Source organism: Streptomyces sp. RKAG337 (assembly GCF_023701715.1).
Taxonomy (GTDB): domain Bacteria; phylum Actinomycetota; class Actinomycetes; order Streptomycetales; family Streptomycetaceae; genus Actinacidiphila.
The window spans coordinates 871,069-897,002 of the sequence record NZ_JAJOZA010000001.1 but is presented as its reverse complement, the minus strand read 5'-3'; the positions used below and the strand labels follow the sequence as shown (position 1 = coordinate 897,002).

Below are 25,934 nucleotides of genomic sequence, written 5' to 3'. Positions count from 1 at the left end.
GCGTGGACTCCGCCCGCCCCCACCCCGGCTGACAACGGCACCGAAGCCATTGCCGCTGATCACCATCAGTGAGCAGTCCGATCGGCACCGCGCGCCGGCGGGCGACCGCCGCACCCTCCCTTCTCTTCGGGCAACGACGCCCGACCCTGCCACCGTGCGAACCCGTACCGGGCCGTTGGCATCCGCATCCCGCGGACGCCGCCGGCCTGACTCGTATGCCCTGGACGCCGGTGCTCCCTCTCCCCGCCTGGCCCGAGACGACACGAAGCGGAGGCACACCGTGCCCCTATCTGACGCTGCCCAGAACACGAACAGCCCGAGGGAAAGAGCTTCCCCGAAGCCCGGTGGACGCACCAGCACGAGGGACCGGCATCTGGGAGACTTCAACGTCCTGCCCCGGGTCGCGGTCATCGCCGCCCTGGCCGCGCCCGTCGGCGCGGTTGCCGCGCTGGTCGCGGTGGCACTGCTCAAGCTCATAGCGCTGTTCACCAACCTCTGCTTCCACGGCCGCCTCTCCTTCGGCCAGGCCACACCGGGCAGCACCACCCATTGGTGGCTGACCCTGTTGATGCCGGTACTCGGCGGCCTCGTCATCGGGGTCATGGCCAGATACGGCTCCGAGAAGATCCGCGGCCACGGCATGCCGGAGGCGATCGAATCGATCCTGGTCGGGGGCAGCAAGGTCCAACCCCGTATCGCCGTCCTCAAGCCGCTCTCCTCCGCCATATCGATCGGCAGCGGCGGCCCGTTCGGCGCCGAAGGGCCGATCATCATGACCGGCGGCGCGATCGGCTCGATCCTCGCCCAGTTCCTGCGCGTCACCACCGACGAACGCAAGACCCTCCTGGTCGCCGGGTCCGCCGCCGGTATGGCCGCCACCTTCAACGCGCCACTCGCCGCGATCCTGCTCGCCGTCGAGCTGCTGCTCTTCGAATGGCGGCCCCGCTCCTACCTCCCCGTCGCCGTCGGCGCGGTCACCGCCACCCTCGTACGCGGGCCGGTCCTCGGCACCGCCCCCCTCTTCGGCGGTGCACACGTCCCCGCCCAACTACCCCTCTCCACATACGCGCTGTGCATCGTCGCCGGCCTCGGCGCGGGCCTGCTCGCCCTGCTGGCCACCTGGCTGGTGTATGTCTCCGAGGACCTTTTCGCCAAACTGCCGGTGCACTGGATGTGGTGGCCGGCCATCGGCGGCGCCGTCATCGGTATCGGTGGTCTGATCGAACCCCGCGCTCTGGGCGTCGGGTACGACGTCATCGACCAACTCCTCACCGGCCGGGCCACCGTCGGGCTGATCCTCGGCATCCTCATCGTCAAGACGCTCATCTGGGGACTTTCCCTCGGCTCCGGCACCTCCGGCGGTGTACTGGCCCCCATGTTCATGATCGGCGGGGCGCTCGGGGCAGCCGAGGGTCTGGTGTTTCCTTCCATCAGTCCCGGCTTCTGGGCCTTGGTGTCCCTTGCGGGTGTCCTGGGCGGGGTCATGCGCTCGCCCCTGACCGGCATCGTCTTCTGCCTCGAACTGACCCACGAGATGAATGCCCTCATTCCCATGATCATCACGGCGTCATCGGCGTATCTGCTCTCGGTCATCGTCCTCAAGCGGTCCGTCCTCACCGAGAAGATCGCCCGCCGCGGCCTGCACCTGACCCGCGAGTACTCCGTAGACCCCCTCGAAGTGCACCTTGTGCGCCAGCTCGAAACCCCCGCCGCCGTCACCTTCCGCGCGGACCAGAGCGCCGCCGAGGCGACCGGTCTCCTGTGCGAAGCCCACCGCACCGGCGACCCCGACGGCCTGCTCAGGCAACGGCTCTATCCGGTCCTCGATGATCGTGAGCAGCTGGCAGGTGTCGTCATCCGGGCCGAACTCCTCCACGGCGCCCCGGACAACCCGCGCCTCCTGCGCGACGTCGCCCGCCCGGCGGTCACCGCCCACCCCGACGAGACGCTCCGTACGATCGCCAACCGCATGGCCACCCACCGCATCACCCGCATCGTCATCACGCCACGCAGCACACCAGATCTCGTTGAGGGGATCCTCAGCCTGCGCCAGCTGCTCGAAGCCCGCCGTATCGACGTGCACGAGGAGCAGCACCTCGAACGGGTCCTCACACCGTTCCGGCGATCGCGCCGACGGCCGGAGGCGGCACTCACCGCCCCGACAACCTGATCAGCGGCGGGTCCGCCGGGCGGCCGGCCGGCGGACCACGGAGGCGCCGCCGGTGCCGGTGGCCTGTCGGGCCCCGGACTTCCGCCTCTCGCGCGGAAGTCCGGTCACTTGGGGATGCTCGCGGCGACGTTGTCGAGGGTGGCGTCCGTCACGAGACCCGTGTCCTCCAGTACATCCATGTGGTCCTGGACGGTGTCGTTGGCCTGCGTGGCCAGTCGTCGAATCAAGGCGTTCTTGGTGGCAGCGCGGACCTCACCGATGGTGATGAACACCTTGCCGTGGGACGCCCGGAGCAGGTCCACGAAGAGCTGGTCGAAAGCACGGCCACGAACGTTCTCCAACTGGTCGATCCAGCCTTGTTGTTCGGCGGTGGGCTGGTCGGGGATCGGCACGTTGAGAGCCGCTGAGTCCTCGCGAACCAGCTGATCGAGCTTGCTGTGCCCGTCGAGCACGTGCATACCCGCGCGTTTGATGGCTTCGCTCGACGCATGCGTCTGGGCGAGCCGTGCTGCCGGCATCTCCCAGAGTCCGGCCTGCCGGACCTTGGTGAGAAACGTCTTGTCGAACTCGGTCACGGAGCCGGGGTTACCCGCCCGGGGGGCGGCCTGGCCGGCCTGGGACACCGGTAGGTTTGCGGAGGCCGACTCGTCCGCGGAGCTGTTTTTTTGGGAGAGCCACACGGAGACGGTGGCGATGACCACTACGAGAGCGACGGCAACGGCTATCAGGCGGCCGCCACGCGATGCGAGCCGCGGATTACGGGCGTGAGATTTCATCATGCCTCCTGAAGTGCACAACGTTGCGTAGAGCGGACGCCGTTACGCCTGGCGGTGCGGGGCACGAGCCACGCTAACTCTTGCATTGAGCAATGGAACTGTTTCAGCGATGATGCTCAAAGGCGTGCAGGACGCGACCACCGTCGCGTATGCTCCCGCCTTCGTGCGTCAGCGCTCACCGGTCATCGACGGTCATCGCCCGGTCGGCATGGCGGCGCCGGCTGACGTCGGCCCGCCGCGGATCCACCGGACCTGCGGCTCGCCGAACGCGCGCCGCCGGCGCAGGGTCATGTGGTCCGGCCAACGATCCGCGCGGTCGGGCCGTGGCGGCCTCAACGAACGGTTGAGTTCTCCACGTAGAGGGCGCCGTCGAGGGGACCCCCTCGCCGGGTTCGCCTGGTGAGGGCCGGATGGCCCTTTCTGGGGGGCCGTAGGGCCTTTGGCGCCGGGGCCTGTTCGGACCATGGTCCCGAGCTGGTGGGACAAGGGTCCTCAGACTGGCCTGGATGTCCAGTTCAACCCTAAAAGTCATGACCTTTGCTTGCTATACACGGGACTGTTGCTCCCCGGGCCCGGCTCGTTGCCGTGCCCCAACGACCTCAGGAGGTCACGGTGCTCTCTGCCGAGTCCGCAGTACTGGTACGTGCCACCCTGCCCGCGGTCGGCGGTGCGTTGGACGAGATCACCACCCGCTTCTACAGCGCCATGTTCAGCGAGCGGCCGGAACTTCTGGACGGGATGTTCAACCGGGGCAACCAGGCCAGCGGAGCCCAGCGCCGGGCCCTTGCCGGATCGATAGCGGCTTTCGCCGGCGCGCTGCTCGCCGATCCGGACGCCCGGCCGGATGTTCTGCTGAATCGCATCGCGCACAAGCACGCCGCGGTGGGTGTCACGGACGACCAGTACACGATCGTCCACAAGTACCTGTTCGCCGCGATCGCGGAGGTGTTGGGCGAGGCCGTGACCCCGCAGGTGGTCGCGGCCTGGGACGAGGTGTACTGGTTGATGGCAGGTGCTCTGATCGTCCGTGAGACGCGGCTGTACCAGGGCGCGGGGGTCGAACCCGGCGGCAGCTGGCGGCGGTGGCTCGTCGTGGAGCGGCGCGAGGAGACCCCGGACACCGTGTCGTTCCTGATACGTCCCGCCGACGGCGCCGCCGCCCCGAAGGCCCTGCCCGGTCAGTACGTCAGCGTGCGGATGACGATGCCCGACGGTGTGCGCCAACTGCGCCAGTACAGCCTGTCCGGTGCTCCTGGCGGCGAGTCGCGCCGGATCACCGTGAAGCGGGTTCAGGAGCCGGACGCCCCGGACGGGGAGATGTCCGACCTCCTGCACTCCACTGTCGTCGCCGGCGATGAACTGACCTGCTCGGCGCCCTTCGGGGAGGTGGTGCTGGAGGAGTCCGACCGTCCGGTCGTACTGGTCTCCGCGGGTATCGGCACCACGCCCCTGGTGAGCATGCTCGAGCACCTCTCCGCTACCGGTGCGACCCGTTCCGTCCTGGTCCTGCATGCCGACCGCTCGCCGGCCGACCATCCGCTGCGGGACGATCTCCACCGTTGCGTCGCCTGCCTGCCGCACGCCCGCGCACTGGTCTGGTACGAGCGCCCGGATGCGGTGCGGGCCCCCGGGGCCCGGGCCGGTCTGATGGATCTGGACGGCGTGGACGTCCCGTCCGACGCGAGTGTCTACCTGTGCGGCCCGCTGCCGTTCATGCGCGCGATACGCGGCCAGCTGCTCCGCGCCGGTGTGGCCGCCCGGAACATCCACTACGAGGTCTTCGGCCCCGACCTGTGGCTGGCCGACGGCGATTTCTGATCACTTGATGGTCCGCACGGACGTCGCCGCAACCCGGCCGGAGGGCCCGATGAGCCCGGCGCAAGGGACCAACTGCCCCTGTCTGCCCGTCACCGCGGCGGAGATCATGGCTGTGGAACGTCATTGCGGACGATAGACCGCTCGGGCGGTAGCGATACCGGGTGACTCGGGCGGTAGCGATACCGGGTGACCTGGATCGCGCTGATCCTCCGCAACTCGATCTCGCCCGCGCTGATCGGCCGCCACCGCCCGGTGGGGGTGGTGAGCCGTCTGCGGACGTCCGTCCGGTTCAGTGATGCCGCTCATGCAGCAGCCGGATGACTCGCCACCGGACGAGGTTGTCCAGGTTGCTGAAGGTGCGCTTCGCGACGGCATGCCTGCAGTAGTTGGCTCATCCGTGGGTGACCTGGTTGAGGTTCACCAGGACCACGGCCAGGTCCTGCTGCGACGTTCTGTGGGTGAGGGTACGGATCTTCGCCTTCACCGACCGGACGGGCCGGTCGGCGATGCCAGGCTGCGCGCGGTGCCCCACTGTGGTGGGGCACCGCCCTGGCGTCGGATCCGCTGTCGGTCCCGAGCGTCAGACGCGGCGCATGTGCGGCCGCTTGATGAACTCGATGACCTCGCCGTTCAGGCCGTATACGAAGCCGACCTGGAGGGTCATGGGGATGGCTCCCGTGGTCTCGATCTGCGCTGGGGCCATCAGCGGACGGGCGCCGGCGTCGATGGCTCGCTGAAAGAGCGCTGCCGGGTCTTCGGTGCGGATGGCGAAGTGCACGAGCGTGGCAGCCGAGGCTCGCTCTTCGTCGCTCGGACGGTGCTCCGCGTCGATTGTCCGGGCCGAACCGCCGGGCGGGGTGGAGCCGGCGTCGAAGAGCTCGATGACCCGGTCGTCGCCGGCGTCGAGGAAGATGCACCGCTTCACGCCGGCCTCGGGTGCGCTCCACTCGTGGAGGAACTGGAAGCCAAGGGCTTCGGTGTAGAACCGGGCGGTGGCGTCGATGTCGTAGGTGCGCAGGGCGACGTGGTCGAGGCCCAGGTTGAGAGCGGGGGCGGTCATTGTTGTCTCCTTGATGGGTGGGTCTGCCGCTCGTCGTAGATGCGAAGGGCGGCGGGCTGGCGTGCGGATTTGTGGTCCCGGTCAGGGGGTGGCGTCCGCTGTCCGGCGCAGATATCGGTCGGCGGCGTCCAGCGGGGTCAGTCCGTCGACGTTGATGAGTTTGTCGATGCTTTCCACTCCCTCGTTGCCGAGGTGGAGGCCCTGCAGACGCTCCAGCGCCTCCGGAGCGATGACGGCCATCGCCCGGTCGGTAATGATCGGGCTGGCCGCATCCACGCCTCCGAGCAGCCCCTTTGGTTCGGCGATAGGGCGCAGGCCGTGCAGCAGGTTGAGGTACTGAGGCCGCCAGATCGGAATCACAAACCATTCGCGTTCGGCTATTCCGCGTTCCACCCGGTTGACGAAGGTGTGCTCGGTTCCCGGTTGGAACGTATATCTGTGCCGGTCGAGTCCGTACTCCTTGACCATTGCGGCAGAGAATCGGCTGATACCGGCACCCGGATTGATGCCGTCGATGGTTCTGGTCATGCGAGTGGCCACATCGGACCGTGCCAGGTCGGCGACCTCGCTCACCGCGTCGACCGGGACGTAGGACGGCACCGCCCAGATGCAGTAGGGCTCATAGTGAGGGCCTAGCACGTGCACATCGTCACGGTAGCCGGCCAGGTACTCTCCGTGGCTGGAGGGCAGCCAGGCCGAGACAAGTACGTCTATCTCTCCCAAGGCTTGGAGTGCGAAGAGTTGCTGGTGCGGCGCTTCAATGGTGCGCACCTCGTGTCCGGCGTCCTCAAGGATGCGTTGGGTGACCGCGGCGGCTGCCCGGTGAAACGACAGCGAGATATTTCCCACCGTGAGCGCTGGTCGGCGAATGTGCGTGACCATGTGAATTCGATGTCCGTCCGAGTGTGTGATGGACCGCTATGCCCCGGCTTCCGGGTGTCGAACCGGTCCTTCGGGCGGTGTGAACTCAGTCTGCGCAGACCGAGAGCCATAAGTCCAAGGACAGAATCTTCTCAATCCCATAAACTGACCGCATGGCTACTTTGCGTCAACTCGAGTACTTCGTGGCGATCGTCGACGAAGGCTCTTTCACCAGCGCCGCCGCCGCTTTGAAGATCACCCAGCCTGGACTGTCCCACCAGTTCCAGGCACTGGAGAAGGACGTGGGAGGGCGCCTGCTGGATCGCCTGCCCCGCAGCATTCGGCTGACCGCCGCGGGACGCGCCATGCTGCCCTCCGCACGAGCGACCCTGGCGGACGCAACACGCGCCGTCACTGCCGCCAGGCGCGCTACCGGCGTCGCCTCGGGGGAACTTCAGTTGGCGACCCTGTACTCGATCAGCTACGGCATCCTGCCCACGGCGCTGTCCATCTGGCGCTCCCGCCACCCTGACGTGCGCATCACCCTGTTCGAACACCGGCACACCACAGAACTTGCGGCCGCTATGGCGGCCGGGCAGGCGGACCTCGCCATCGGACCACCTCCGCCCAACTGGGAAGGCACCATCCGGCACTTGGGCACGGAGGAATTCATCCTGGTCACCCATCCCGGCGATCCTGTGGCACCTGTCTCAGGCACGTCGGTGCGCTTCGTCGACCTCGCCGATCAGGAATGGGTGCATTTCACTTCCAACAGTGGTCTCGCAAACGTCCTGGACCAGGCGTGTGCCGACGCCGGCTTCCATCCCCGTGTCGCTGTGCGCACCCAACAGGCCCCCTTCGCGGCCAATTTCGCAGCCGCCGGGCTCGGCCTCACACTCGTGCCCGGCAACATCATCCCTCCTCACTTCGATGGTCTGCTGTTGCGCCCGGAACCCCCGGTGACGCGCCCTCTCACCGCCTACACGCGCAGCAGCCCTGACCCCATTGCCCACGCTTTCCTCGACATGCTCTCCGAAGAGATCCCGCTCACCCCCCGCCATATTCGCGAGCGCTTCGCCGACCCACATGCTCTTTGAGTGCATCAGGAAGACTGACAAACATCCGGAGCACGCTGTGCGTTGAGGCGGCTGGCGCTCTCGGCACCGCCGTCGTCCTGCCCGCCACTGGTGGTCAGGTGCGGTTCGAAGGACGGGTTCTCGGCGATCCCTCTCCGATGACGAGATCAGCACGCTCCGCCGGGACCGCTTCGGATTCGCCTTCCAGAGTGCGACGGGCCGAGTTCTGTCAGGACCAGCTGTGACGGCAGCTGACACGTTCCCGCGATAGAGCAACTGGCGCTGAACTGGCGGCCGGTCAGCGGTCTGACACGTTCCAGCGTCCACCGCTGGGCTTCCCGGCCATGCACGGCCGGCCCGTGGCCGGCCTTCCTCCAGCAGGGTGAACCGTTCGTCCGACGGCATCGGCAGTTGCGCGGTCGCTTCGGCGGGCCCGAAGGCCGGTGGTGTCCAGATCTGGCGGCCGCAAGCGCAAGTGAGCACGAGAAATGCACACTTGACCCCCTCGGGTGAGCGTCCCCGGTGCGCCGGACACACCTGGCGGGCGTCAGCGTGACCCCGTCTGACCTGCACCGCGGGCTGTCCTGTCGATGGAGTCAGGACGACACTCGGGAGGTCCCCGCTTTTCCTTCACCGGGTGATTCTGCTTGGTCAAAAGGTCTGCCCGGATTACGTTGACCTGCTCCACGGGCCAGGCCGCCCATGTGTCGCACAAACGGCTGTACGGGCGACGGCGCAGGCACCAAGTCGTCTGCAGGTGAGACCCGTGGACTACAGGAAAGGACCACGCGAGCCATGACTCGTTACCACTTACTCCGACCACGCGCCGCGTCCGCAGCGCTGGCGCTTGCCTTGACCGTCGGACTCGCCGTTGCCGCAGCCCCCACCCCGGCCGGGGCCACGGTGCCCACCAGGACGGCCGCCGCGGCCCCGGCCCCGCCGGCGGTGGACCCCTGGGCCCTGAATCTGCAGCAGTGGATGTGGCAGATCCGCAACGTGATCGGGGACCGGCCACTCAACAAGATCGTGATGCCGGGCAGCCACGATGCCGGCTCCTGGGGCATCACGGACAAGACCGGGGTATGCGACACGGCCAGCCAGGCCAAGATGGCAAGGAAGAATCCTCAGGTCGCCGCCGCCATCTCGATCACGCAAATCTCTCCCATCACCGAGCAGCTCAACAGCGGTTCGCGCTACCTCGACCTGCGCCTGTGTAAGCAGGGCGGCAAATGGTATACGTACCACGGCGGCCCGCTGGGCGCTCTGTTCTTCGACGACCCCGCCACCGGCCGGAAGGGAGAGGTCGCTGACATTGCCCAATGGATACGCAACCACCCCGACGAGGTCGTGACGATCGAGCTGAACACCTCGGTCCCCGCGGATCCTGACCCCTTGGACACTCGTGACACCCAGGCCGAGGACAACGCTGAGGCTGTTGAACTCCTCGGCAAGGCGATCGGCACGGCACACATGGCGGACCGGGGCAGGCTGTCCCCGACGTCGACCTACAACCAGTTCATGGCCGACGGCGCGAATGTCGTCCTGCTCGACCACAAAAGCGCCACATCACACGGCTGGGACTGGCCGGTCAGCAACATGGAGAGCCGCGACAGCTACGTCGAGAACGAGGACTGGGGTGATCTCTTCAAGCAGGTCTTCAAGAACCTCGGTGACCAGAACGCCGTGATCGACTTGATCAGCGGTAAGGCAATTGACCGTGACGAACACGTACTGACCACGGACACCGGCGACCCGAGCAAGTTCTTCGTGCTCTCCGGCAACGTCGACTCCACCCTCGCGATCCCGGACGCGGCGTACGACGTCGTCAGCAACGGCATGAACTACAAGCCCGACGGCCTGCCCTACATGCTCTATCTCGCACGTGCGCACAACATCAAGCTGCTCGAGAAGATCGAGGGTGAATGGCGGTACTCCGGCATCGCCAAGAACACGAACGTCGTACAGATCGACTTCATCAACATGGGCGGTCACCGAGCCGACGGCTCGCTCATCGGCTCCGGCGACATGAGCGCAGCGATCATCGCCAACAACACCCCTGTAACGGCTCCCGGCACGATGGTGGGAACCGAGCGTCTGGCCGACGGAAGCTGGACCGCGGCTCAGGCACTGCCCGGGGCGTACGGCGCCCTGGAGTTCGCGGGCGGTGAGCGCGCCGTGACCGCGATGCCCAACGGCGACGTCCAGTTCCTCGCCTACGGCGTCGACAAGCACCTCTACCACAACATCCTTCGCGCAAACGGCTCATGGCAGGGCTGGAACCGAGTCGTCTCCGATGTACTCGACAGACAGCTCAACGGCGGCCGACTGGCGATGGCCAGCACCCCCGACGGCACCATGCAGGCCCTCGTCGTCGACAAGGACGGCAACCTGCTCCACGCTCTGCGTCGACCGGATGGCACGTGGGCGGAGACCGGCTGGGCCGGCGTCAGGGACAACGACCACCATGTGATGCAGGCCAAGAACGTGTCCGTCACAGGGCTGTCGAACAACTCCGTCAAGGTCCTCGTCTACGGCAAGGACGGCGCCATGCGCCTCACCGAGCGGCACATGGACGGAACGTGGGATCAGGCAGGGTGGCAGATGCTGCCTGGCACAGGCGATGCCAAGGCGTTCTTCGGCCGTGATCTCTCGATCACGGCGACGCCGGACGACACGCTCCAGATCGCCGCCATCGGAGTGGACGGCAACGTCTGGCACATGAGTCGGAACCGGCAGGGCACCAACTCGACATGGGGCATGCCGCGCGTGGCCAATGATCAGCCGATGCGTGCCTCATCGGTGTCGATCGCTGCCCTGATGGATGGTTCCGCCCAACTACTCGCCGTCGGCGCGGACGGCAACACCTACCACGCAACTCGTGCGGCCAACGGCGACTGGTCCCCCTTCGGCGCGGTAACCGGCCCCTGGGGCCGACCGCTGGCGGCCACCGATGTGAAGATGGCCGGACTGCCGGGCGGAAAGACCTACACCCTGGTCGACGCCCGCTGACACCGGAGACAGGCCTGCCGGGACCGGAACGTTCCCGGCAGGCCACCTTTCCGCCCATGAGCGGCTGAAGCGAGCGCCCGCACTCGGGCAGAACCGGAATCGGAACCGGAAAGCAGAACCGGAAAGCAGAACCGGAAGCAGAACCACACTCGGAGCCGCGCGGAACGGCCCCGCAGCGACCCGGCAGGCGATGGGCCACCCGTCACGCGGCGGAACACGGCCGGCTCCCACCGGAGCCGACCACGAGCTCACCTCATCCGCACCCTGGAGCAGGCCGGACAAGGCCGGTTCGGCGCGGTTTTCGGCCAGCTCGGGAAGCACGGAGCACCATTGGTCGAGTGCGGAAAACGCTCAGCCGACGTGCGCACTTCGCGTCCCGCACCTTGACCCCGTCGTGTGCCGAGGAGCTAGATCTGATCCACCCCACATCGTCCGACGTGTGGGAGCGATCCGGTTCTCACGCCGCCGCATCTTCGTGCGGTCAGCCGTGTGCGCGATTGCAAGCTCAGCACGTGAAAGCGGAGGAACATTCGCCATGAGAAGAACAGCGCAAACCGGCCGGGGCAGAGATCGCGCGTGGCGGCGGCTGGGCGCCGTCGCCGGAGGTGTCGCCCTGGCCGCAGGTGTCTTCGCCGCGATACCTACCGGTCAGGCGTCCGCGGCCGGTGCGTCCATCAAGCAGAGTGTCGCGGTGCCCGCGTACTTCGGGCCGGGCAGTGCGTGGACTCAGCTGTCGAGTGCGGCGTCCCGCGCCGGGCTTGCCGTAGCCAACCCCTCGAACGGTGCGGGCGGCAGCAAGGACAGCGGCTACGCCAGTGCCATCCAGACGACGCACGGTGCCGGTACGAAGGTGCTGGGCTACGTCGACACGGGTTACCTGGGCACCTCACCGAACAACCGCAAGGTGCCGGGAACCGGCAGCACGAACCTGAACGACTGGATCACGTACGCCGAGCAGAGCGTCGACGCCTGGTACAGCTTCTACGGCGGCTCCGGGCTGGACGGCATCTTCTTCGACGACGTACTCGGGGACTGCGGACCCTCCGCCAGCTCCACCACCTGGGTCGACGCCTACAAAACCCTGCAGTCCTACGTGAAGACCAAGCACACCGGCGCCATGGTGGTGGACAACCCGGGTGGATGGGTCGCCCAGTGCTACACGCAGGCCGCCGACACGCTGATCACCTATGAGGGCAGCTACAGCGACTACGCGAGTGCGACTCTCCCGGACTGGGAGGCCACCGCGGACCCGAAGAAGGTCTGGCACCTCGTCTACGGCACGAGCCAGTCGCAGATGCAGGCCGCCATCACCCTGTCCAAGCAGCGCAACGCCGGTTACGTCTACGTCACCAACGACGTGCTGGACAACCCGTGGGACACCCTGCCTTCCTACTGGTCCGCAGAGGTGACCGCCGCCTCCGCCGGCACCAGCACCGCCACCGGCAAGGTGGGACCCGTGAAGTCGGGCATCGCCGGCTACTGCCTCGATGTGCCCGGCAACTCCGGCAGCAACAGCGCCAAAGTCTCGGTCGCCGTGTGCAACACCTCGGCCGAGCAGCAGTGGACCACCGGCACCGACGGCACTTTGAAGATCAACAACAAGTGCCTGGACGTCCGGTACAACGCCACCGCCAACGGCAGCATGATCGATATCTACGACTGCAACGGCCAGTCGAACCAGAAGTGGAACGTCGTCGGCAGCACCCTGGTCGGTGCCGGATCCGGCCGCTGCCTGGATGACCCGCAGTTCTTCACCGACGGCCACCAGCTCGAGATCTACGACTGCAACGGCGGCAACAACCAGAAGTGGACCCTGCCGTAACACCCTCCAGCGACACCTCCCGGCGGCCGCCACCCGTGGGTGGCCGCCGGGAGCGGCAAAAGGAACCGGCAGCACACCTACCGGAACCCGAGCAGGCCGGTCACAGCTCATGGACCCCCACCTGCGACTCCTCCAACGATCGGAGCGTTCGATGAAGCTCACCCTCGCGCCACCGCGCACCGTGACCCTTGTGCTGGTGGGACTGGTCTCCCTGATGTGGCCGCTGGTGTCGCCCGTGGATCAGCCGGCGTCGGCCGACGCCGGATCCTACGAGCTGCTGTACGACCCGGGCCCCTCGCACGACTGCTGGGGCAGAGTCGTCGAAGGCGCCACTGACACGAGCGATGCCCCGCACCGCAACACGTCCGGCTGCGGCGCCTTCGCCGCGAACAAGGAGTTCCAACGGGACGGGAGCAACCCGCAGACCACTCCCACCTGGGACATGGGCAGTCTGGGCTGGAACAACTCGGCCTGGGGAGCCACCCCTGGGTTCTCGCTCTCGGCGCAGACCGGGTCCAAGACGGTGAACATGACGAACAACGCCGCGGGAGCAGCCGGCTGCGCTCTCCATGAGACCAACGTCAGCTACTCCTACCAGAACTCGCAGCTGCGGTACGGAAGCGACCGCAAGAAGCTCACGCTGGCGGACGGGCACGTGAACGTCTCCTACAACGCCTCCGTGCACCAGACGGGGGACTGGGACTCCGCCTGCTCGGCGAAGCGGGCGCTCCTCACCACCGACTTCATCTTCGACGACGTGAAGCACGGCAAGACGGCCTTGATCTCGGTCGTCCACTACGACGGCGGGAACGCCTACACGGGCTCCAAGCCCACCATCGTTTGGGAGACCCTGGACGAGAAGACCAAGACGTGCGACCCGGCATTCGGCTGCCGGGTCATGGTGAAGAGCCCGGCACCCATGCTGACCGACGCGCAGAAGGCCCCCGTCAGCGATGACATCAGCGCGCTGTTCGACCAGTACGCCACCTACGTCAATCCCGAGGGACTGCCGAAATCCAACTTCGTCTTCCGCGCCCTGCAGGTCGTCAGCAGCAACGTCGGAGGCTCCACGACATCGTCGGTGAGCAACATCGACGCGACCCTCAAGCCGAACGGCGACGTCCACGCCAAACTGGCCTACAGCGACAAGCACGGGACCCTGTGCCTGGACGACGCGGGCAACAACCGGACGTCCCCCGCCGACGTCGAGATCTACAACTGCAACACGTCGACCGCCCAGGACTGGACCATCGGCCTGGACAACGCCCTGAAGGTGGACGGCCTCTGCTTGGACGCCCAGGGCGGCGGAACGGCCAACGGCACCAACGTGCTGCTCTTCACCTGCAACGGGGGGCCGAACCAGAAATGGGTACTCGGCCGCTCCGGGCAGGTGTACAACCCCTCGTCAGGCCGCTGCCTCGAGGTCAAGGGCGCAGCGGCTCAGAGCGGCTACTCGAACCTGGAACTCTTCGACTGCTGGGGCGGTGCGAACGAGAAGTGGTGGACCCAGTACGGCGACTTCCACGATCAGTGAGCAGCTGACCCCGCCGAGAACCGGGAACCTCCCGTGGGCAGCGGCCCACGGGAGGTTCCCCGGACGTCCGACACCATCAACAGAGAGGAACCGACATGCGTGTGCGACACAGGATCAGCCGTGGGTGGGGCGGGTTAGTCGCGGGGCTGGTCGCCGCAGGGCTCGCAGCCGCCGCCGGAGTACCCGCGGCGGCCGAGCCGGCCGCAGCGGCCGGCCTTCCGGCGGCGACAGACGTTCAACTGGGCTCCTGGATGCAGGGGCTCCGGAGCACCATCGGTGACCGGCCGTTGAACCAGATCGTCATGCCCGGCAGCCATGACGCGGGGACCTGGAGCATCACCAAGAACAGCGGTGTGTGCAGCTACGGGGACCAGGCGAGCCTGGCGCGGAAGTTCCCGTCGATCGCCACGAGCATCTCCAAGAGCCAGAGCGGCAACCTGGTGCAGCAGCTCGACGGCGGTTCCCGGTATCTGGACCTGCGGTTGTGCAAGCAGGGCGACAAGTGGTTCACCTACCACGGCGGACCGATGGGATCCCTTCAGTTCTTCGACACCCAGGGTCCGAACGGCATCGTCAAGGGCGAGGTCGACCAGCTCGCGGACTGGGTCGACCGGCATCCGCAGGAGATCGTCATCATCCGGCTGTCGACGGCCGTGTCGCCGGCCACGGCCGCGGCCGACAACCATGAAGCCGTCGCCCAGCTCGGGGACGCGCTCGGTGGCGGCGCGATCGGGAACCCGGCGATAGCCGACGGATCACTGAGCCCGACCTCCACGTACGACCAGTACGTCGACGCCGGAAAGCACGTCGTCCTGATGGACACCACGGACAGCTCGACGTATCCGTGGGCCTGGGATCCCGCGGCGATGACCTACCGCGGAAGCTATGTCCAGGCGGACACCGCGTGGACGGACTTCGTCAAGGCGCTCTTCGACCCGAAACTCCTGGACAAGACGTTCGACGCCGTGCTGAAGCGGAGTGACCGGGTGCTGGACAAGGCGCCGGGTGCCGACGCCGGCAAGTTCTTCGTCCTGCAGGACATCATCGACCCGACCCTGTCGATCCCGGACCTGGTCTTCATCCAGGCCCTGGGCACCACGGCCCAGTCGTCCGCGTACCTGCTGTTCCTGGAGGACCAGCTCAACGCCCGTGTCCTGGCGCGGATGCAGGGCGACTGGAGTTACTCCGGTATCGCGGAGAACATGAACATCGTCATGACCGACGACGTCAACCAGAACGACTCCCGGGTGCACGCGGGCGAGCTGCAGCGGGCGATCATCGCGCTGAACGCTCCGCGGCCGACCCCGCACATGTTCTACAACGCGGCGCGCAACGCCGACGGTTCATGGACCGCCGAGACGCCGCTGTCCGGTGTCGGTGACGCGTTCCGCTTCGCGGGTGCGCGGGAGTCCGTGGCCGCGATGCCCGACGGCGGTGTTCAGCTGATCGGCACGGGCCTCGACGGCAACATCTACCACAACATCCACCGGGCCGACGGGACGTGGCAGGGCTGGGTCGGGATGGGAGGAGTCGGCAAGCCGAACTTCGGCAGCCCCGACGCCGCCATCACCGGTATGCCGAACGGCGAGGCGCAGACGGTGGCCGTGGGTCTGGACGGCAACGTCTACCACAACATCCGCCGTACGGACGGCTCGTGGCAGGGCTGGCGCGTACTGGCGGGCGACGGTGGCACCGGTCAGCTCAAGGCCATCCGGGTCGCGGCAGCGGGTATGCCGGACGGGTCCACTCAGGTCCTGGTCTTCGGCAAGGACGGCAGGATGCGGCTGAGCACGCGCGCCGCGAGCGGTTCCTGGACCGACTGGTCCATCGTGCAGGGCGTCAACGCACCGGACTTCTCCGGCTCGGCGCTCACGATCGCGGCCCTGCCGAACGGGGACAGCCAGATCGCCGCGATCGGCAATGACGGCAACGTCTGGCACACCATCCACCGGGCCGACGGTGCCTGGCAGGGCTGGGGTGCCCCGCGCGGTGTCACCACCCCGACGATGGGCGCGCGCTCGATCGCCCTGACGGGTATGCCCAACGGCGACAGCCAGCTCCTGGCGGTCGGACTCGACGGGAACGTCTACCACACGATCCGCGGCGCCAGCGGTGACTGGACGGCCTTCCAACCGGTGAGCGGCCTCAAGGGAGCCGGAACGTTCCCCGGGGACCAGGTCGGCATCGCCGGTCTGCCCAACGGTTCCAGCCAGGTGGTCCTGACCACCCGCTGAGCGGAAACCGGGACGGCCGGTGACGGCCGGCCCGCACGGTGAACGTCCGGCGGGCGGGGGGTTTCCGGGGACTCCGGAGCCACCCGCCCGCCGGCGTGGGGGAGAGGAACCCGGTGATGTCAGTGGGCCGGCAGGTCGGCGATGGTGACGGTGATGTCCTGGGCGCGCATGGCGGCGAGTTCCGGCGCCGCCGCGCTGGAGTCGGTGATCAGTTCGTCGACCGCGGAGGCCGGGGCGACGTGCGCGAGCAGATCGCGGCCGATCTTGGTGCCGTCGGCGACGACCACCACCCGGCGGGAGCGTTCGATCATGATCGCGTTGATACGCGCCTCGACCTCGTCATGGGTGGACACCCCGTTCCGCGCGCTGATGCCGTCCACGCCGATGAAGGCCGTGTCGATGTTGATGCTTCCCAGCGTGCGTTCGGCCCAGGGGCCGACGAGTTCACAGGACCGGTTGCGGGCGCGGCCGCCGGTGACGACCAGCCGCACCCGTGGCTGCAACGCGAGTTCCATCGCGATGTCCAGTGCGTTCGTCACCACGGTCAGCTGACTGCGGCTCGCCAGCAGCCGCGCCACCTCATGCGTCGTGGTCCCGCCGTTCAAGGCGACCACGCAGGGGCCGGACGGCAGTGCGCGCATCGCGGCCCGCGCGATGGCCTGCTTCTGCCCGCGATCCCGGTCGGCGCGGTAGCGCACGGGCAGCTCCACCGAGCCCCCCCGGGCTACGGCTCCGCCGTGCGTACGGGTCAGCAGGCCCTGTTCCTCCAGCGCGGCCAGGTCACGCCGGATCGTCGCCCTGGACACCCCCAGTTCCACGGCGATTCCCGCGATGCTGAAGGAACCCGTGGCCGCCAGGCGCTCCAGGAGAGTACCGACCCGGTGGGATTGCCGCACAGCGGTGGGCCACGGCGGTCCACTCGTCATCCGTTCCTCCAACAGTTACTTCTGAACGAGCATATGTGCGCATTCACTGTGGAAGAACTAGGGAAAATCCCCAGTCTTGGGCCGGAGGCCAACCGGTCAGTCATTCTCCCAGGGGGCGTCCTGAACCAGGTCGCGCAATTCCCTGCGGTTATTCACGCGCGTTTTCGCGAATACGTTTCGCAGATGGTATTCGATCGTCTTCGCACTGAGGAAAAGGGCGGCGGCTATTTCGCGATTGGTGTGTCCGCGTCCGACGAGCCGTGCCACCTCGCGCTCGCGGGCGCTGAGATCGTCCAGTGCCGTGCCGTCCTCGCGCGCGGTACCGCCGAGTGCGGCGAGGTCGGCCCGGCACCGGTCGAGGAAGGGGGCGGCACCCAGCGCGGCGAGGATCCGTTCGGCCGAGCGCAGTTGCGCGACCGCCTGTTCCGTCTCGCCGGCGGCCGCCAGGCAGGAGCCGTGGCTCTGCCGCAACAGGGCCGTGTACAGCGGAGCGTCCTGCCGGTCACCGGCCGGGGGCGGGACGGCGGAGTAGCACGCCAGGGCGCCCGGCAGGTCGCCCTCCGCCTGCTGGATCCGCCCGCCCAGCCAGGCCCGCGCGACGGTCAGCGCACCGTTCCGGGGATCGACCGACGCGGGATCCGGGATCAGCAGCGCCAATGCCCGCCGTGCCTCCGCCGGCCGTCCGCAGTTGACGAGAGCCTCCACGTGGAGGGGCTGCCACCAGGCGGAGAACAGCCGGGAGCGTTCGGCGTACGCGGATCCGGTCGTGATGCGGCGCAGCGCGTCGAGCGCGCCGTCGTGGTCACCCCGGCAGCGGGCCAGTGCGGCGCGCGCCACGGAGAGGTGGAAGTACGGCCCCTCGTAGTCCAGGCCCCGGGCCTCCTCGACCCCGCGGTCGAGATCCCGCTCGGCGTTCCGCCATTCCCCCTGGGCGGCCGCCACGTTGGAGGCCAGCGAGTAGAGCAGCGCCCGGTCGTAGCTGCGCCCACGGGCCTCCACCATGGTCAGGCCGATCTCCGCGTCGCGTGCCGCCCGCGCCCAGTTTCCCGACAGGAAATGGCAGATGCACAGGTGGATACGGCTGCTGAGCCCGAGGATCCGCACGCTGTCCGGCCGCGCGCGGGCGATCGCGGTGGTCAGGTCGGCCTCGCACTCGGCGAACCGCCCCGCGGCACCCCGCAGAATCCCGCGGTACACCAGTCCGGGCAACTCCTCCTCGGGTACCTCGTCAGGTCGTTCGGGAAGGAACGCGAGCGTGGTGAGACCGGCTGCCGCGCCCGACGTCAGGGCCCGCCCGTAGGCAGCGAACCCGCCGGCCGTTCCCGTCAGACCAGGCGGCATGCCGGTGCCGTACGCGTCGGGCCGCGGCCGGCCGGGTGCAAGGGCGGGCAGGGCGGCCGCCGCGTCGAGGGCCGCCCGCGCCGTGCGCTCGGTCTCGGCCCCGTCGCCGATCAGTGCGCCGACCGCCGCGAGTTCGGTGTCGATCGCGACCCGGTCCCCGGCCCGCGCGTCCGGCGGCAGGCCGTTCCGCGCCCGGATCAGCAGCGGGCGGGCTCGCACCGGACGGCCCAGGGCGAACTCCAGCAGCGCCCGGGACTCGTCCCGGAGCGGCGACGGGCGGCTCTCCAGCACCTCGGCGCGGTGGCGGAGGAGCTCGGCGTCCATGCCGGCCCAGAAGAGGAGCCGCACCGCGCGGAACAGGAACTCCTCGCCCTCCTGGTCCGCACCCGCCACCTGGGCCGCCCACAGGAGGTGCGTGGCAGCCGCCACCAGCCGGCTCTCGCCGGCCTCCCGGACGCTCAGCTCCCGCAGGCGTTCGGCCAGCGCCGGGTCGGGGCTGTCCGCCGCCGCGACCTGGTGCACCAGGGCCGCCTGCGGGTCCAGTACACCGGCCGCGGCGAGGTGCAGTCGCCGTCGGAGGGCCGGAGCGAGGGAGAGGCGTACCGCCTCCCTCTGCAGGGCGTGCCGGAACGCGACCGGGCCGGCCGGGTCGACCGGGTCCGCCGGCCGGTCGAGGAGGCCCGCTCGGACCGGGCCGTCCAACGCGGTCGCGGCGTCCCGCACCCCGGCGACCGAGGCCAGCAGGCGCAGCGGCGTGGCGCCGTCCAGGACGGAGAGCGCCTCGACGAGCTGCCGGCCCGTGGGCGGGAGGGCCGTCACCTGGCGCAGCACCGCCGCCGACAGGTCCGCGGGCATCGGGAAGGCGTCGACGGGACCGTCCTCCCAGCTCGGGGGAAGCTCCGCCAGCAGGGTCCGTACGTAGAGGGGGTGCCCCTGGGTGCGGGTGAGCAGGCGTTCGCACGCGTCGGGTGACAGGGGACGGCCCCGGACGGCGACCGCCATCCGCGCGATGTCGGCTCCGGAGAACCCTCCCAGGGTCAGACGGCTGAAGGGCTGTACCCCCTCCAGCGCCTGCACCGCCGACTCGTCCCAGTCCGGCGGCCAGTTGCGCACCGCGATGAGGGTGAGCACCCGGTCCCGCCACAGGCGCCGCAGGGCGAAGGCCAGGGACCGCACCGACATCGGATCGGCCCAGTCCGCGTCGTCGACGATCACCGCGAGGGGTCCGTGACGGCGTTCGTCGTCGATCAGCCGCAGGATGTCGGCCCCGGCGGTCAGCGGGGTGCGGTCCGCCGGAGCGCGGTCCGCCGGGGCCCGGGAGGGGGGTCCGGGGGAGCGGGAGACACCGGCGCTCTGGTCGACCCTGGCGGTGAGCCGGTCCAGCAGGGCGAAGGGCTGGTTCCGCTCCTCCGCGACCGCTGAGGCCGTCATCGAGGAGAAATCGGTGGACTCCGCGAGAAAGTGGCGGAGCAGAGTGGTCTTGCCGACGCCCGGCATCCCCTGAAGGACGAGCAGGGAGGGCGCACCCTCCCGCGCGTCGGCCGCGGCGGCCCGCAGACGGCGGAGCGCCGTGCGACGCCCGAGGAATTCGGACTGGCTCGCGGACGGAGCGGGGGGCCCGGCGCTGGATTGCGGGACACCCATAGTGCGGACCTTTCGTGTGGCCGCGCCCCTGTCACCCTTGAAGAATACGCCCGCCACGATCATCACCGCCGCTCGAGAGTGCTCGGGCACCGTCGCGTTCAGCGCACCGGGGTGTCGGCGATGGTGACGGTGACGTTCCGCGCCCGGATGGCGGCGAGTTCGGTGGCGTCCGCGCCGGAGTCGGTGATCAGTTCGTCGACGGCGGAGACCGGAACGACGTGCGCGAGGAGGTTGCGGCCGATCTTGGTGCCGTCGGCGACGACCACCACCCGGCGGGAGCGTTCGATCATGATCGCGTTGATACGCGCCTCGACCTCGTCATGGGTGGACACCCCGTTCCGTGCGCTGATGCCGTCCACGCCGATGAAGGCCGTGCCGATGTTGATGCTCCCGAGCGTGCGTTCGGCCCAGGGGCCGACGAGTTCGCAGGAACGGTTGCGGGCGCGGCCGCCGGTGACGACCAGTCGCACCCGCGGACGCATCGCGAGTTCCATGGCGATGTTCAGCGCGTTCGTGACCACCGTCAGCTCGGTGCGGCTCGCCAGCAGCCGCGCGACCTCGCGCGTCGTGGTCCCGCCGTTCACCGCGACCACGTAGGGGCCGGCCGGCAGTCCGCGCATCGCGGCCCGCGCGATCGCCTGCTTCTGCTGCTGCCCCTGGCCGGCGCGGTAGCGCACCGGAAGTTCCGCCGCGCCCTCCCTGGCGACGGCTCCACCGTGGGTGCGCGTGAGCAGGTTCTGTTCCTCCAGCGCGGTCAGATCGCGCCTGATCGTCGCGCTGGACACCCCCAGTTCGGTAGCGATCGCCCCGATGCTGACCGAACCCGCCGATGCCAGGCGCGCCAGGATCGCACTCACCCGGCGGGACTGCTGCGCGGCGGTGGGCCAGGGGGAGACGGCCGCCATCCACTCCTCCAACCATTGCTCAGTGACTTCTGAAATGAACGCAAGGCGCATTTGCCTTCGGCTGCCCGAACGGATTCCGTACGCGGACGCCGGTGCACAAAAATAGCCACCGAAATTGCCCCGGCACGTCGCCGTCCCGGGGCAAATTGGATATATCGAATGGATCGGCCGCATAGTGTGCAGCGATTTTGTTCATTTGGAAGGTTCGGCAGTCCGAATGCGCGGTGCGCCTTGACCACCGGCGAGCTGCTGCCCCGGCTGACGGACCTCGCGCCGGCCAGGTGGCCGGATTTAGGGTAATTCCCTGGGGTTTGCTACGGCGTATCGGTGTAGACCGGAAGGTGGAAGGACTTCAGGGTCACCCCCGTGCTGTTCGGATGGGATTCGCCATATGCGTCACCGTCGACCGACTCGCCGTGCCGGCGGCCGACCCACACGCCTGCTCGCCGACCATGGAACGTGGCAGCTCGACCACCGCCCCGAGTCCGCGGGTGACGCCCGGCGGATCAGCGGCCGGTTCCTTCGCGACCTGCACCTCGGCGAGGAGACCGTTCACGTGGCGCTGCTGGCCATCTCCGAATTGGTGACCAACGCGATCGAACACGCGCTGCCGCCTCTGACGCTGCACCTGCGCCACGATCCCGCCGCGCACCGGATCTGGATCGAGGCCACCGACGGCGGACCGGCTCCCCGCGCGGGCTTGCCGGCCGCGCCCCGCGATGACGACGAACACGGGCGAGGGCTGTCCCTCATCGCCGCCGTGAGCGAAGCCCACGGCACCCGGGGCACCACCCGCTGGGCGTGCCTGACCACCGGATGATGACTCATGACCCCGGGGACCCCGCGGACCGCCGGCCGCGGGCATCGGCCTTGTCAGGGGGTAAGCCCCGGGCCGCCGTTGATGCCCGGCCCGGGGGCTCCGCGGCACGGCTCAGTGCCCGCGGGCGATCCATTCCGGCAGGTGCGGTGTCTCGTCGCCGATGGTGGTGCTGCCTCCGTGGCCGGTCCGGACCGTGGTCGACGGCGGCAGGGTGAGCAGCTTGTCCCGGACCGACTCGATGATCGTCGGGAAGTCGGAGAACGACCGGCCGGTCGCCCCGGGGCCGCCCCGGAAGAGGGTGTCTCCCGTGAAGACCGTTTCCAGGTCCGGTGCGTACAGGCACACGGCGCCGGGTGCGTGCCCGGGTGTGTGGAGCACCGTCAGACCGGTACCGGCGACGTGCAGGACCTGCCCGTCGGTCAGTTCACCGTCCGGCTTCCGGTCGGGGTGAGTCATGTGCCAGAGCGCCCGGTCGTCCGGGTGCAGCAGGATCGGCGCCCCGGTCCGCTCGGCCAGGGCGGGAGCGGCGTTGCAGTGGTCGTCGTGGGCGTGGGTGCACACGATGGCGGTCACCCTGCGGCCGCCCACCGCCTCGGCGATCGCGTCGGCGTCGTGCGCCGCGTCGATGACGACGACCTCGTGGTCGTCGCCCACGATCCACACGTTGTTGTCGACGTCCCAGGTGCCGCCGTCCAGCGAGAAGGTCCCGGAGGTGATCAGATGGTCGATGCGGATCCCGGTCACAGCAGCACCACCGATCGGAGCACGTCGCCTCCGCGCATCCGCGCGAACGCCTCCTCGACCCCGTCCAGCTCGATGGTCTCGGTGACGAACGCGTCCAGGTCCAGGCGTCCCTGCTGGTACAGGTCGATCAGCATCGGGAAGTCGCGGGACGGCAGGCAGTCGCCGTACCAGGAGGACTTCAGCGCTCCGCCGCGCCCGAACACGTCCTGCAGCGGCAGGTCGATGCGCATCTCGGGGGTCGGAACTCCGACGAGGACCACGGTCCCGGCCAGGTCACGGGCGTAGAACGCCTGCTTGTACGTCTCCGGCCTGCCGACGGCCTCGATGACGACGTCGGCGCCGTGTCCCCCGGTGAGCGCGCGGATCGCCTCCACGGGTTCCCGCGAACGGGAGTTGACGGTGTGGGTGGCGCCGAGCCGGCGCGCGGTCTGCAACTTGCGGTCGTCGATGTCGACGGCGATGACGACTGCCGCGCCGGCCAGCGCCGACCCGGCGACGGCCGCCATGCCGACGCCGCCGCAGCCGATCACGGCGACCGAGTCGCCGCGGCCGACCCCGCCGGTGTTGATGGCGGCACCGATGCCCGCCATCACGCCGCAGCCGAGCAGACCGGCTGCGGCCGGGGAGGCGGCCGGGTCGACCTTGGTGCACTGGCCGGCCGCGACCAGTGTCTTCTCGGCGAAGGCGCCGATGCCGAGGGCCGGAGACAGCTCGGTGCCGTCCGTCAGCGTCATGCGCTGCTTCGCGTTGTGGGTGTCGAAGCAGTACCAGGGACGGCCGCGCCGACAGGCGCGGCACCGGCCGCAGACGGCCCGCCAGTTGAGCACCACGAAGTCACCGGGGGCCACCTCCGTCACGCCCTCGCCCACGGACTCGACGGTGCCGGCCGCCTCGTGCCCGAGGAGGAACGGGAACGCGTCGTTGATCCCGCCCTCGCGGTAGTGCAGGTCGGTGTGGCAGACCCCGCAGGACCGGATCTTCACCACGGCTTCACCGGGGCCCGGGTCCGGCACCACGATCGTCTCCAACTCGACGGGCGCGCCCTTCGTCCGGGCGATCACGCCGCGTACCTCTTGTGCCATGTGCGGGGCCTTTCTCATGGTGCGGTTCTTGTGCCGTTCCTTGCGCGGGTTCACCATCCCCCGCTGCGAGTGCTCAGCGGCGTCAGGGGAGGTGACGCGAGATCACCAGGCGCATGATGTCCGACGTTCCTTCTTCGATCTCCTCGAGTTTGGCGTCCCGCATCCACTGTTCCACCGGGAACTCGCGGGAGTAGCCCCAACCGCCGAGGGTCTGGACGGCGGCCCAGGCGCAGAACATCGCGGTCGACGAGGCGGTCAGCTTGGCCATGGCGGCCAGGCCGGTCACGTCCGCTCCGCTGTCCACGGCCCGTGCGGCGCGCAGCACCAGCAGCCGCGACCCCTCGATCCGGTTCGCCATGTCGGCCAGCCGGAACGCGACGGCCTGGTGCTCGATGACGGGCTTGTCGAACTGGCTGCGGGTCCGGGCGTAGTCCCGGGCGTATTCGTACGCGGCCCGCGCCGCGCCCACGGAGGCCGCGCCCAGCACGATGCGGGAGATGTCGAAGGTCCGCATCAGGCCGTGGAAGCCCTGGCCCTCGTCGCCGAGCCGGTTCGCCTCGGGCACGAAGACGTCGGAGAAGTACAGCTCCCGGCAGACGATCGCGCGCTGCCCCATCTTCCGCATCGGCTCGCCGGTGCTGAACCCCTCGGTGCCGGCCTCCACGAGAAAGGCGGTGACGCCCCGGGACCGCTGGGACGGGTCGGTCTTGGCGAAGACGACGTAGAACCGGGCCGCTCCGGCGTTGGAGATCCACGCCTTCTGGCCGTTCAGGACGTATCCGCCGTCGACGCGCCGGGCGGTGGTCCTGATGGACGCGGCGTCGGAGCCCGAGCCGGGCTCGGTGACGGCGAGCGCCGTCATCGGCGCGTCCGGGCCGGTGAGCGGGCCGAGCCAGCGCTGCTTCTGCTCCTCGGTGCCCAGCTCCAGGACGGGGTCCGCGAAGAAGCCGTTGGAACACATCAGGTTGCCGATGCCGGGATCGCCGAAGCAGAGCTCTTCCTGCACGAGGCACTGGGTGAACACGTCGGTGAACCCGCCGCCGCCGAGCTCCGCGGGCAGCATGAAGTCGGTGATCCCGACCTCGGCGGCCTTGCGCCAGATGTCGACGGGGGTGACGACGTCGGCCTCGTCGACCTCGCGGCCCCGCGGGCGGATCTCGTTGCGGGCGAAGTCACGGCACAACCGGACGACGGCCCGCTGTTCGTCGGTGAGCGGCCACGGTTCGTCGAGGGTGTTCATGGTCTTCCTCCGGTGCTGGGGTGGGGCCGTGGGCCGGCGGTCGGCGGGCTCGGGGTGCCGTTGAGCCCGCCGGGTCTCATCGGGCGGCGTCTTCGGGCAGGTGGATGAGGGTGGGGCGGTCGGCGGCGAGCGCGGACTCCAGGGACCGGGCGAGCGCGGCGGATCCGTCGACCCGTACCCCGTGGCAGCCCATGGCCCGCGCGATGGCGGGGAAGTCGGGGCCGGGCAGGTCGACGGCGTGGACGGGGTCCTCGCGGGCGGTCATCTCGTTGCGGATCTCGCCGTAGCCGCCGTTGTCCACGACCACCACGGGCAGCGGGATGCGCAACTGGGCCGCCGAGGCGAGTTCCTGGATGGTGAACATGACCCCGCCGTCCCCGTGCAGCGCGACCACCGGTGCGTCGGGGCGGGCGAGCTTGGCCCCGATGGCGGCCGGCAGCGCGTAGCCGAGGGTGCCCAGGCCGGTCGGGTAGAGGAACGACCGGGGGTGGTGGGCGGGCAGGTTCGACAGTGCGCCGTAGTAGCAGGCCATGGCGGAGTCCCCGACGAGGAATCCGTCGTGCCCGAGCGCCTGGGCGAGGGCCGCGGTGAGTCCGAGGTAGTCCGCTCCCTCGGCGCGCGCCTGGGCGGCGAACGCGGTACGGGCGGCGGCGGCACGGTCGTGCCCCGGCCCGGGTTGCGCCGCGGGCCGCAGCCGGTCGGCGATCGCCCGCAGGGCGAGGGCGGCGTCGGCGACGAGGGCGACGTCCGGCCGGGCGTTGGTGATGACGGACCGCACGTCGATGTCGATGCGCACCAGCGGCCCGTTGAGGTCGAGGGGCCGTTCCACAGGTCGGCGGGGGCGAGTTCGGTGCCGACGGCGAGGACCGCGT

19 protein-coding genes are annotated in these 25,934 nt (G+C 69.2%); 8 read left to right on the top strand and 11 right to left on the bottom strand.

Features of this window, described 5'->3' with window-relative positions:
- Window positions 1-280: 280 nt before the first annotated feature.
- Window positions 281-2,170, top strand: a complete 1,890-nt coding sequence (locus tag LNW73_RS03805) for a chloride channel protein (protein WP_250988896.1) — start codon at window positions 281-283, stop codon at window positions 2,168-2,170.
- 104 nt (window positions 2,171-2,274) lie between these two features.
- Here LNW73_RS03805 and LNW73_RS03800 read toward each other — a convergent pair whose 3' ends face one another.
- Window positions 2,275-2,745 carry a DUF4142 domain-containing protein gene (locus tag LNW73_RS03800; RefSeq protein WP_250988895.1) on the bottom strand — a complete coding sequence of 157 codons (471 nt, stop codon included), beginning with the start codon at window positions 2,743-2,745 and terminating at the stop codon, window positions 2,275-2,277.
- Window positions 2,746-3,558: 813 nt separating this feature from the next.
- Here LNW73_RS03800 and LNW73_RS03795 point away from each other — a divergent pair.
- Window positions 3,559-4,764 (top strand): globin domain-containing protein, encoded by a 1,206-nt coding sequence (locus tag LNW73_RS03795; RefSeq protein ID WP_250988894.1) that lies wholly within the window; start codon window positions 3,559-3,561, stop codon window positions 4,762-4,764.
- Between the two features lie 289 nt (window positions 4,765-5,053).
- Here the strand turns inward: LNW73_RS03795 and LNW73_RS03790 are convergent, their stop codons facing one another.
- From LNW73_RS03790 to LNW73_RS03780, 3 genes are all read right to left on the bottom strand, one after another.
- Window positions 5,054-5,110 carry a hypothetical protein gene (locus LNW73_RS03790; RefSeq protein ID WP_250992784.1) on the bottom strand — a complete coding sequence of 19 codons (57 nt, stop codon included), beginning with the start codon at window positions 5,108-5,110 and terminating at the stop codon, window positions 5,054-5,056.
- 234 nt (window positions 5,111-5,344) lie between these two features.
- The gene (locus tag LNW73_RS03785; RefSeq protein WP_250988893.1) at window positions 5,345-5,824 is read right to left on the bottom strand and encodes a VOC family protein; all 480 of its coding nucleotides are present in this window, start codon (window positions 5,822-5,824) and stop codon (window positions 5,345-5,347) included.
- A gap of 81 nt (window positions 5,825-5,905) precedes the next feature.
- Window positions 5,906-6,706, bottom strand: coding sequence for a glycine betaine ABC transporter substrate-binding protein (locus LNW73_RS03780; protein ID WP_250988892.1), 801 nt, complete (start codon window positions 6,704-6,706; stop codon window positions 5,906-5,908).
- Window positions 6,707-6,858: 152 nt separating this feature from the next.
- On the opposite strand from LNW73_RS03780, the gene LNW73_RS03775 reads away from it, so the two are divergent.
- The 5 genes from LNW73_RS03775 to LNW73_RS03755 all read left to right on the top strand — a co-directional run bounded on the left by LNW73_RS03775 (window position 6,859) and on the right by LNW73_RS03755 (window position 16,360).
- Window positions 6,859-7,782 carry a LysR family transcriptional regulator gene (locus LNW73_RS03775; RefSeq protein WP_250988891.1) on the top strand — a complete coding sequence of 308 codons (924 nt, stop codon included), beginning with the start codon at window positions 6,859-6,861 and terminating at the stop codon, window positions 7,780-7,782.
- A gap of 957 nt (window positions 7,783-8,739) precedes the next feature.
- Complete coding sequence (locus LNW73_RS03770) at window positions 8,740-10,770, top strand: hypothetical protein (RefSeq protein ID WP_250988890.1); 2,031 nt, start codon at window positions 8,740-8,742, stop codon at window positions 10,768-10,770.
- Between the two features lie 535 nt (window positions 10,771-11,305).
- Window positions 11,306-12,592: a spherulation-specific family 4 protein gene (locus tag LNW73_RS03765; protein WP_250988889.1), complete on the top strand. Its 1,287-nt coding sequence runs from the start codon at window positions 11,306-11,308 to the stop codon at window positions 12,590-12,592.
- Between the two features lie 151 nt (window positions 12,593-12,743).
- Entirely contained in the window at window positions 12,744-14,126 is a 1,383-nt protein-coding gene (locus tag LNW73_RS03760) for a ricin-type beta-trefoil lectin domain protein (RefSeq protein WP_250988888.1), read from the top strand.
- Between the two features lie 287 nt (window positions 14,127-14,413).
- Window positions 14,414-16,360: a hypothetical protein gene (locus LNW73_RS03755; protein ID WP_250988887.1), complete on the top strand. Its 1,947-nt coding sequence runs from the start codon at window positions 14,414-14,416 to the stop codon at window positions 16,358-16,360.
- Between the two features lie 119 nt (window positions 16,361-16,479).
- On the opposite strand, the gene LNW73_RS03750 is transcribed toward LNW73_RS03755, so the two are convergent.
- From LNW73_RS03750 to LNW73_RS03730, 3 genes are all read right to left on the bottom strand, one after another.
- Complete coding sequence (locus LNW73_RS03750) at window positions 16,480-17,286, bottom strand: DeoR/GlpR family DNA-binding transcription regulator (protein ID WP_250988886.1); 807 nt, start codon at window positions 17,284-17,286, stop codon at window positions 16,480-16,482.
- Window positions 17,287-17,382: 96 nt separating this feature from the next.
- A complete protein-coding gene (locus LNW73_RS35860; protein WP_285390542.1) occupies window positions 17,383-20,271 on the bottom strand; it encodes a helix-turn-helix transcriptional regulator in 2,889 nt (962 codons plus the stop codon).
- Between the two features lie 98 nt (window positions 20,272-20,369).
- A complete protein-coding gene (locus tag LNW73_RS03730) occupies window positions 20,370-21,176 on the bottom strand; it encodes a DeoR/GlpR family DNA-binding transcription regulator (protein ID WP_250988885.1) in 807 nt (268 codons plus the stop codon).
- 391 nt (window positions 21,177-21,567) lie between these two features.
- Between LNW73_RS03730 and LNW73_RS03725 the strand changes: the two genes are divergently transcribed.
- A complete protein-coding gene (locus tag LNW73_RS03725; protein ID WP_250988884.1) occupies window positions 21,568-21,996 on the top strand; it encodes an ATP-binding protein in 429 nt (142 codons plus the stop codon).
- Between the two features lie 111 nt (window positions 21,997-22,107).
- On the opposite strand, the gene LNW73_RS03720 is transcribed toward LNW73_RS03725, so the two are convergent.
- The 4 genes from LNW73_RS03720 to LNW73_RS36255 form a co-directional block, all read right to left on the bottom strand.
- Window positions 22,108-22,740, bottom strand: a complete 633-nt coding sequence (locus LNW73_RS03720) for an MBL fold metallo-hydrolase (RefSeq protein ID WP_250988883.1) — start codon at window positions 22,738-22,740, stop codon at window positions 22,108-22,110.
- A complete protein-coding gene (locus LNW73_RS03715; protein WP_250988882.1) occupies window positions 22,737-23,822 on the bottom strand; it encodes an S-(hydroxymethyl)mycothiol dehydrogenase in 1,086 nt (361 codons plus the stop codon). The genes LNW73_RS03720 and LNW73_RS03715 overlap by 4 nt, the downstream gene beginning before the upstream one ends.
- Before the next feature lie 82 nt (window positions 23,823-23,904).
- Window positions 23,905-25,062 (bottom strand): acyl-CoA dehydrogenase family protein, encoded by a 1,158-nt coding sequence (locus LNW73_RS03710; protein ID WP_250988881.1) that lies wholly within the window; start codon window positions 25,060-25,062, stop codon window positions 23,905-23,907.
- Window positions 25,063-25,138: 76 nt separating this feature from the next.
- Window positions 25,139-25,891: a thiamine pyrophosphate-dependent enzyme gene (locus LNW73_RS36255; protein ID WP_250988880.1), complete on the bottom strand. Its 753-nt coding sequence runs from the start codon at window positions 25,889-25,891 to the stop codon at window positions 25,139-25,141.
- Window positions 25,892-25,934: the final 43 nt, after the last annotated feature.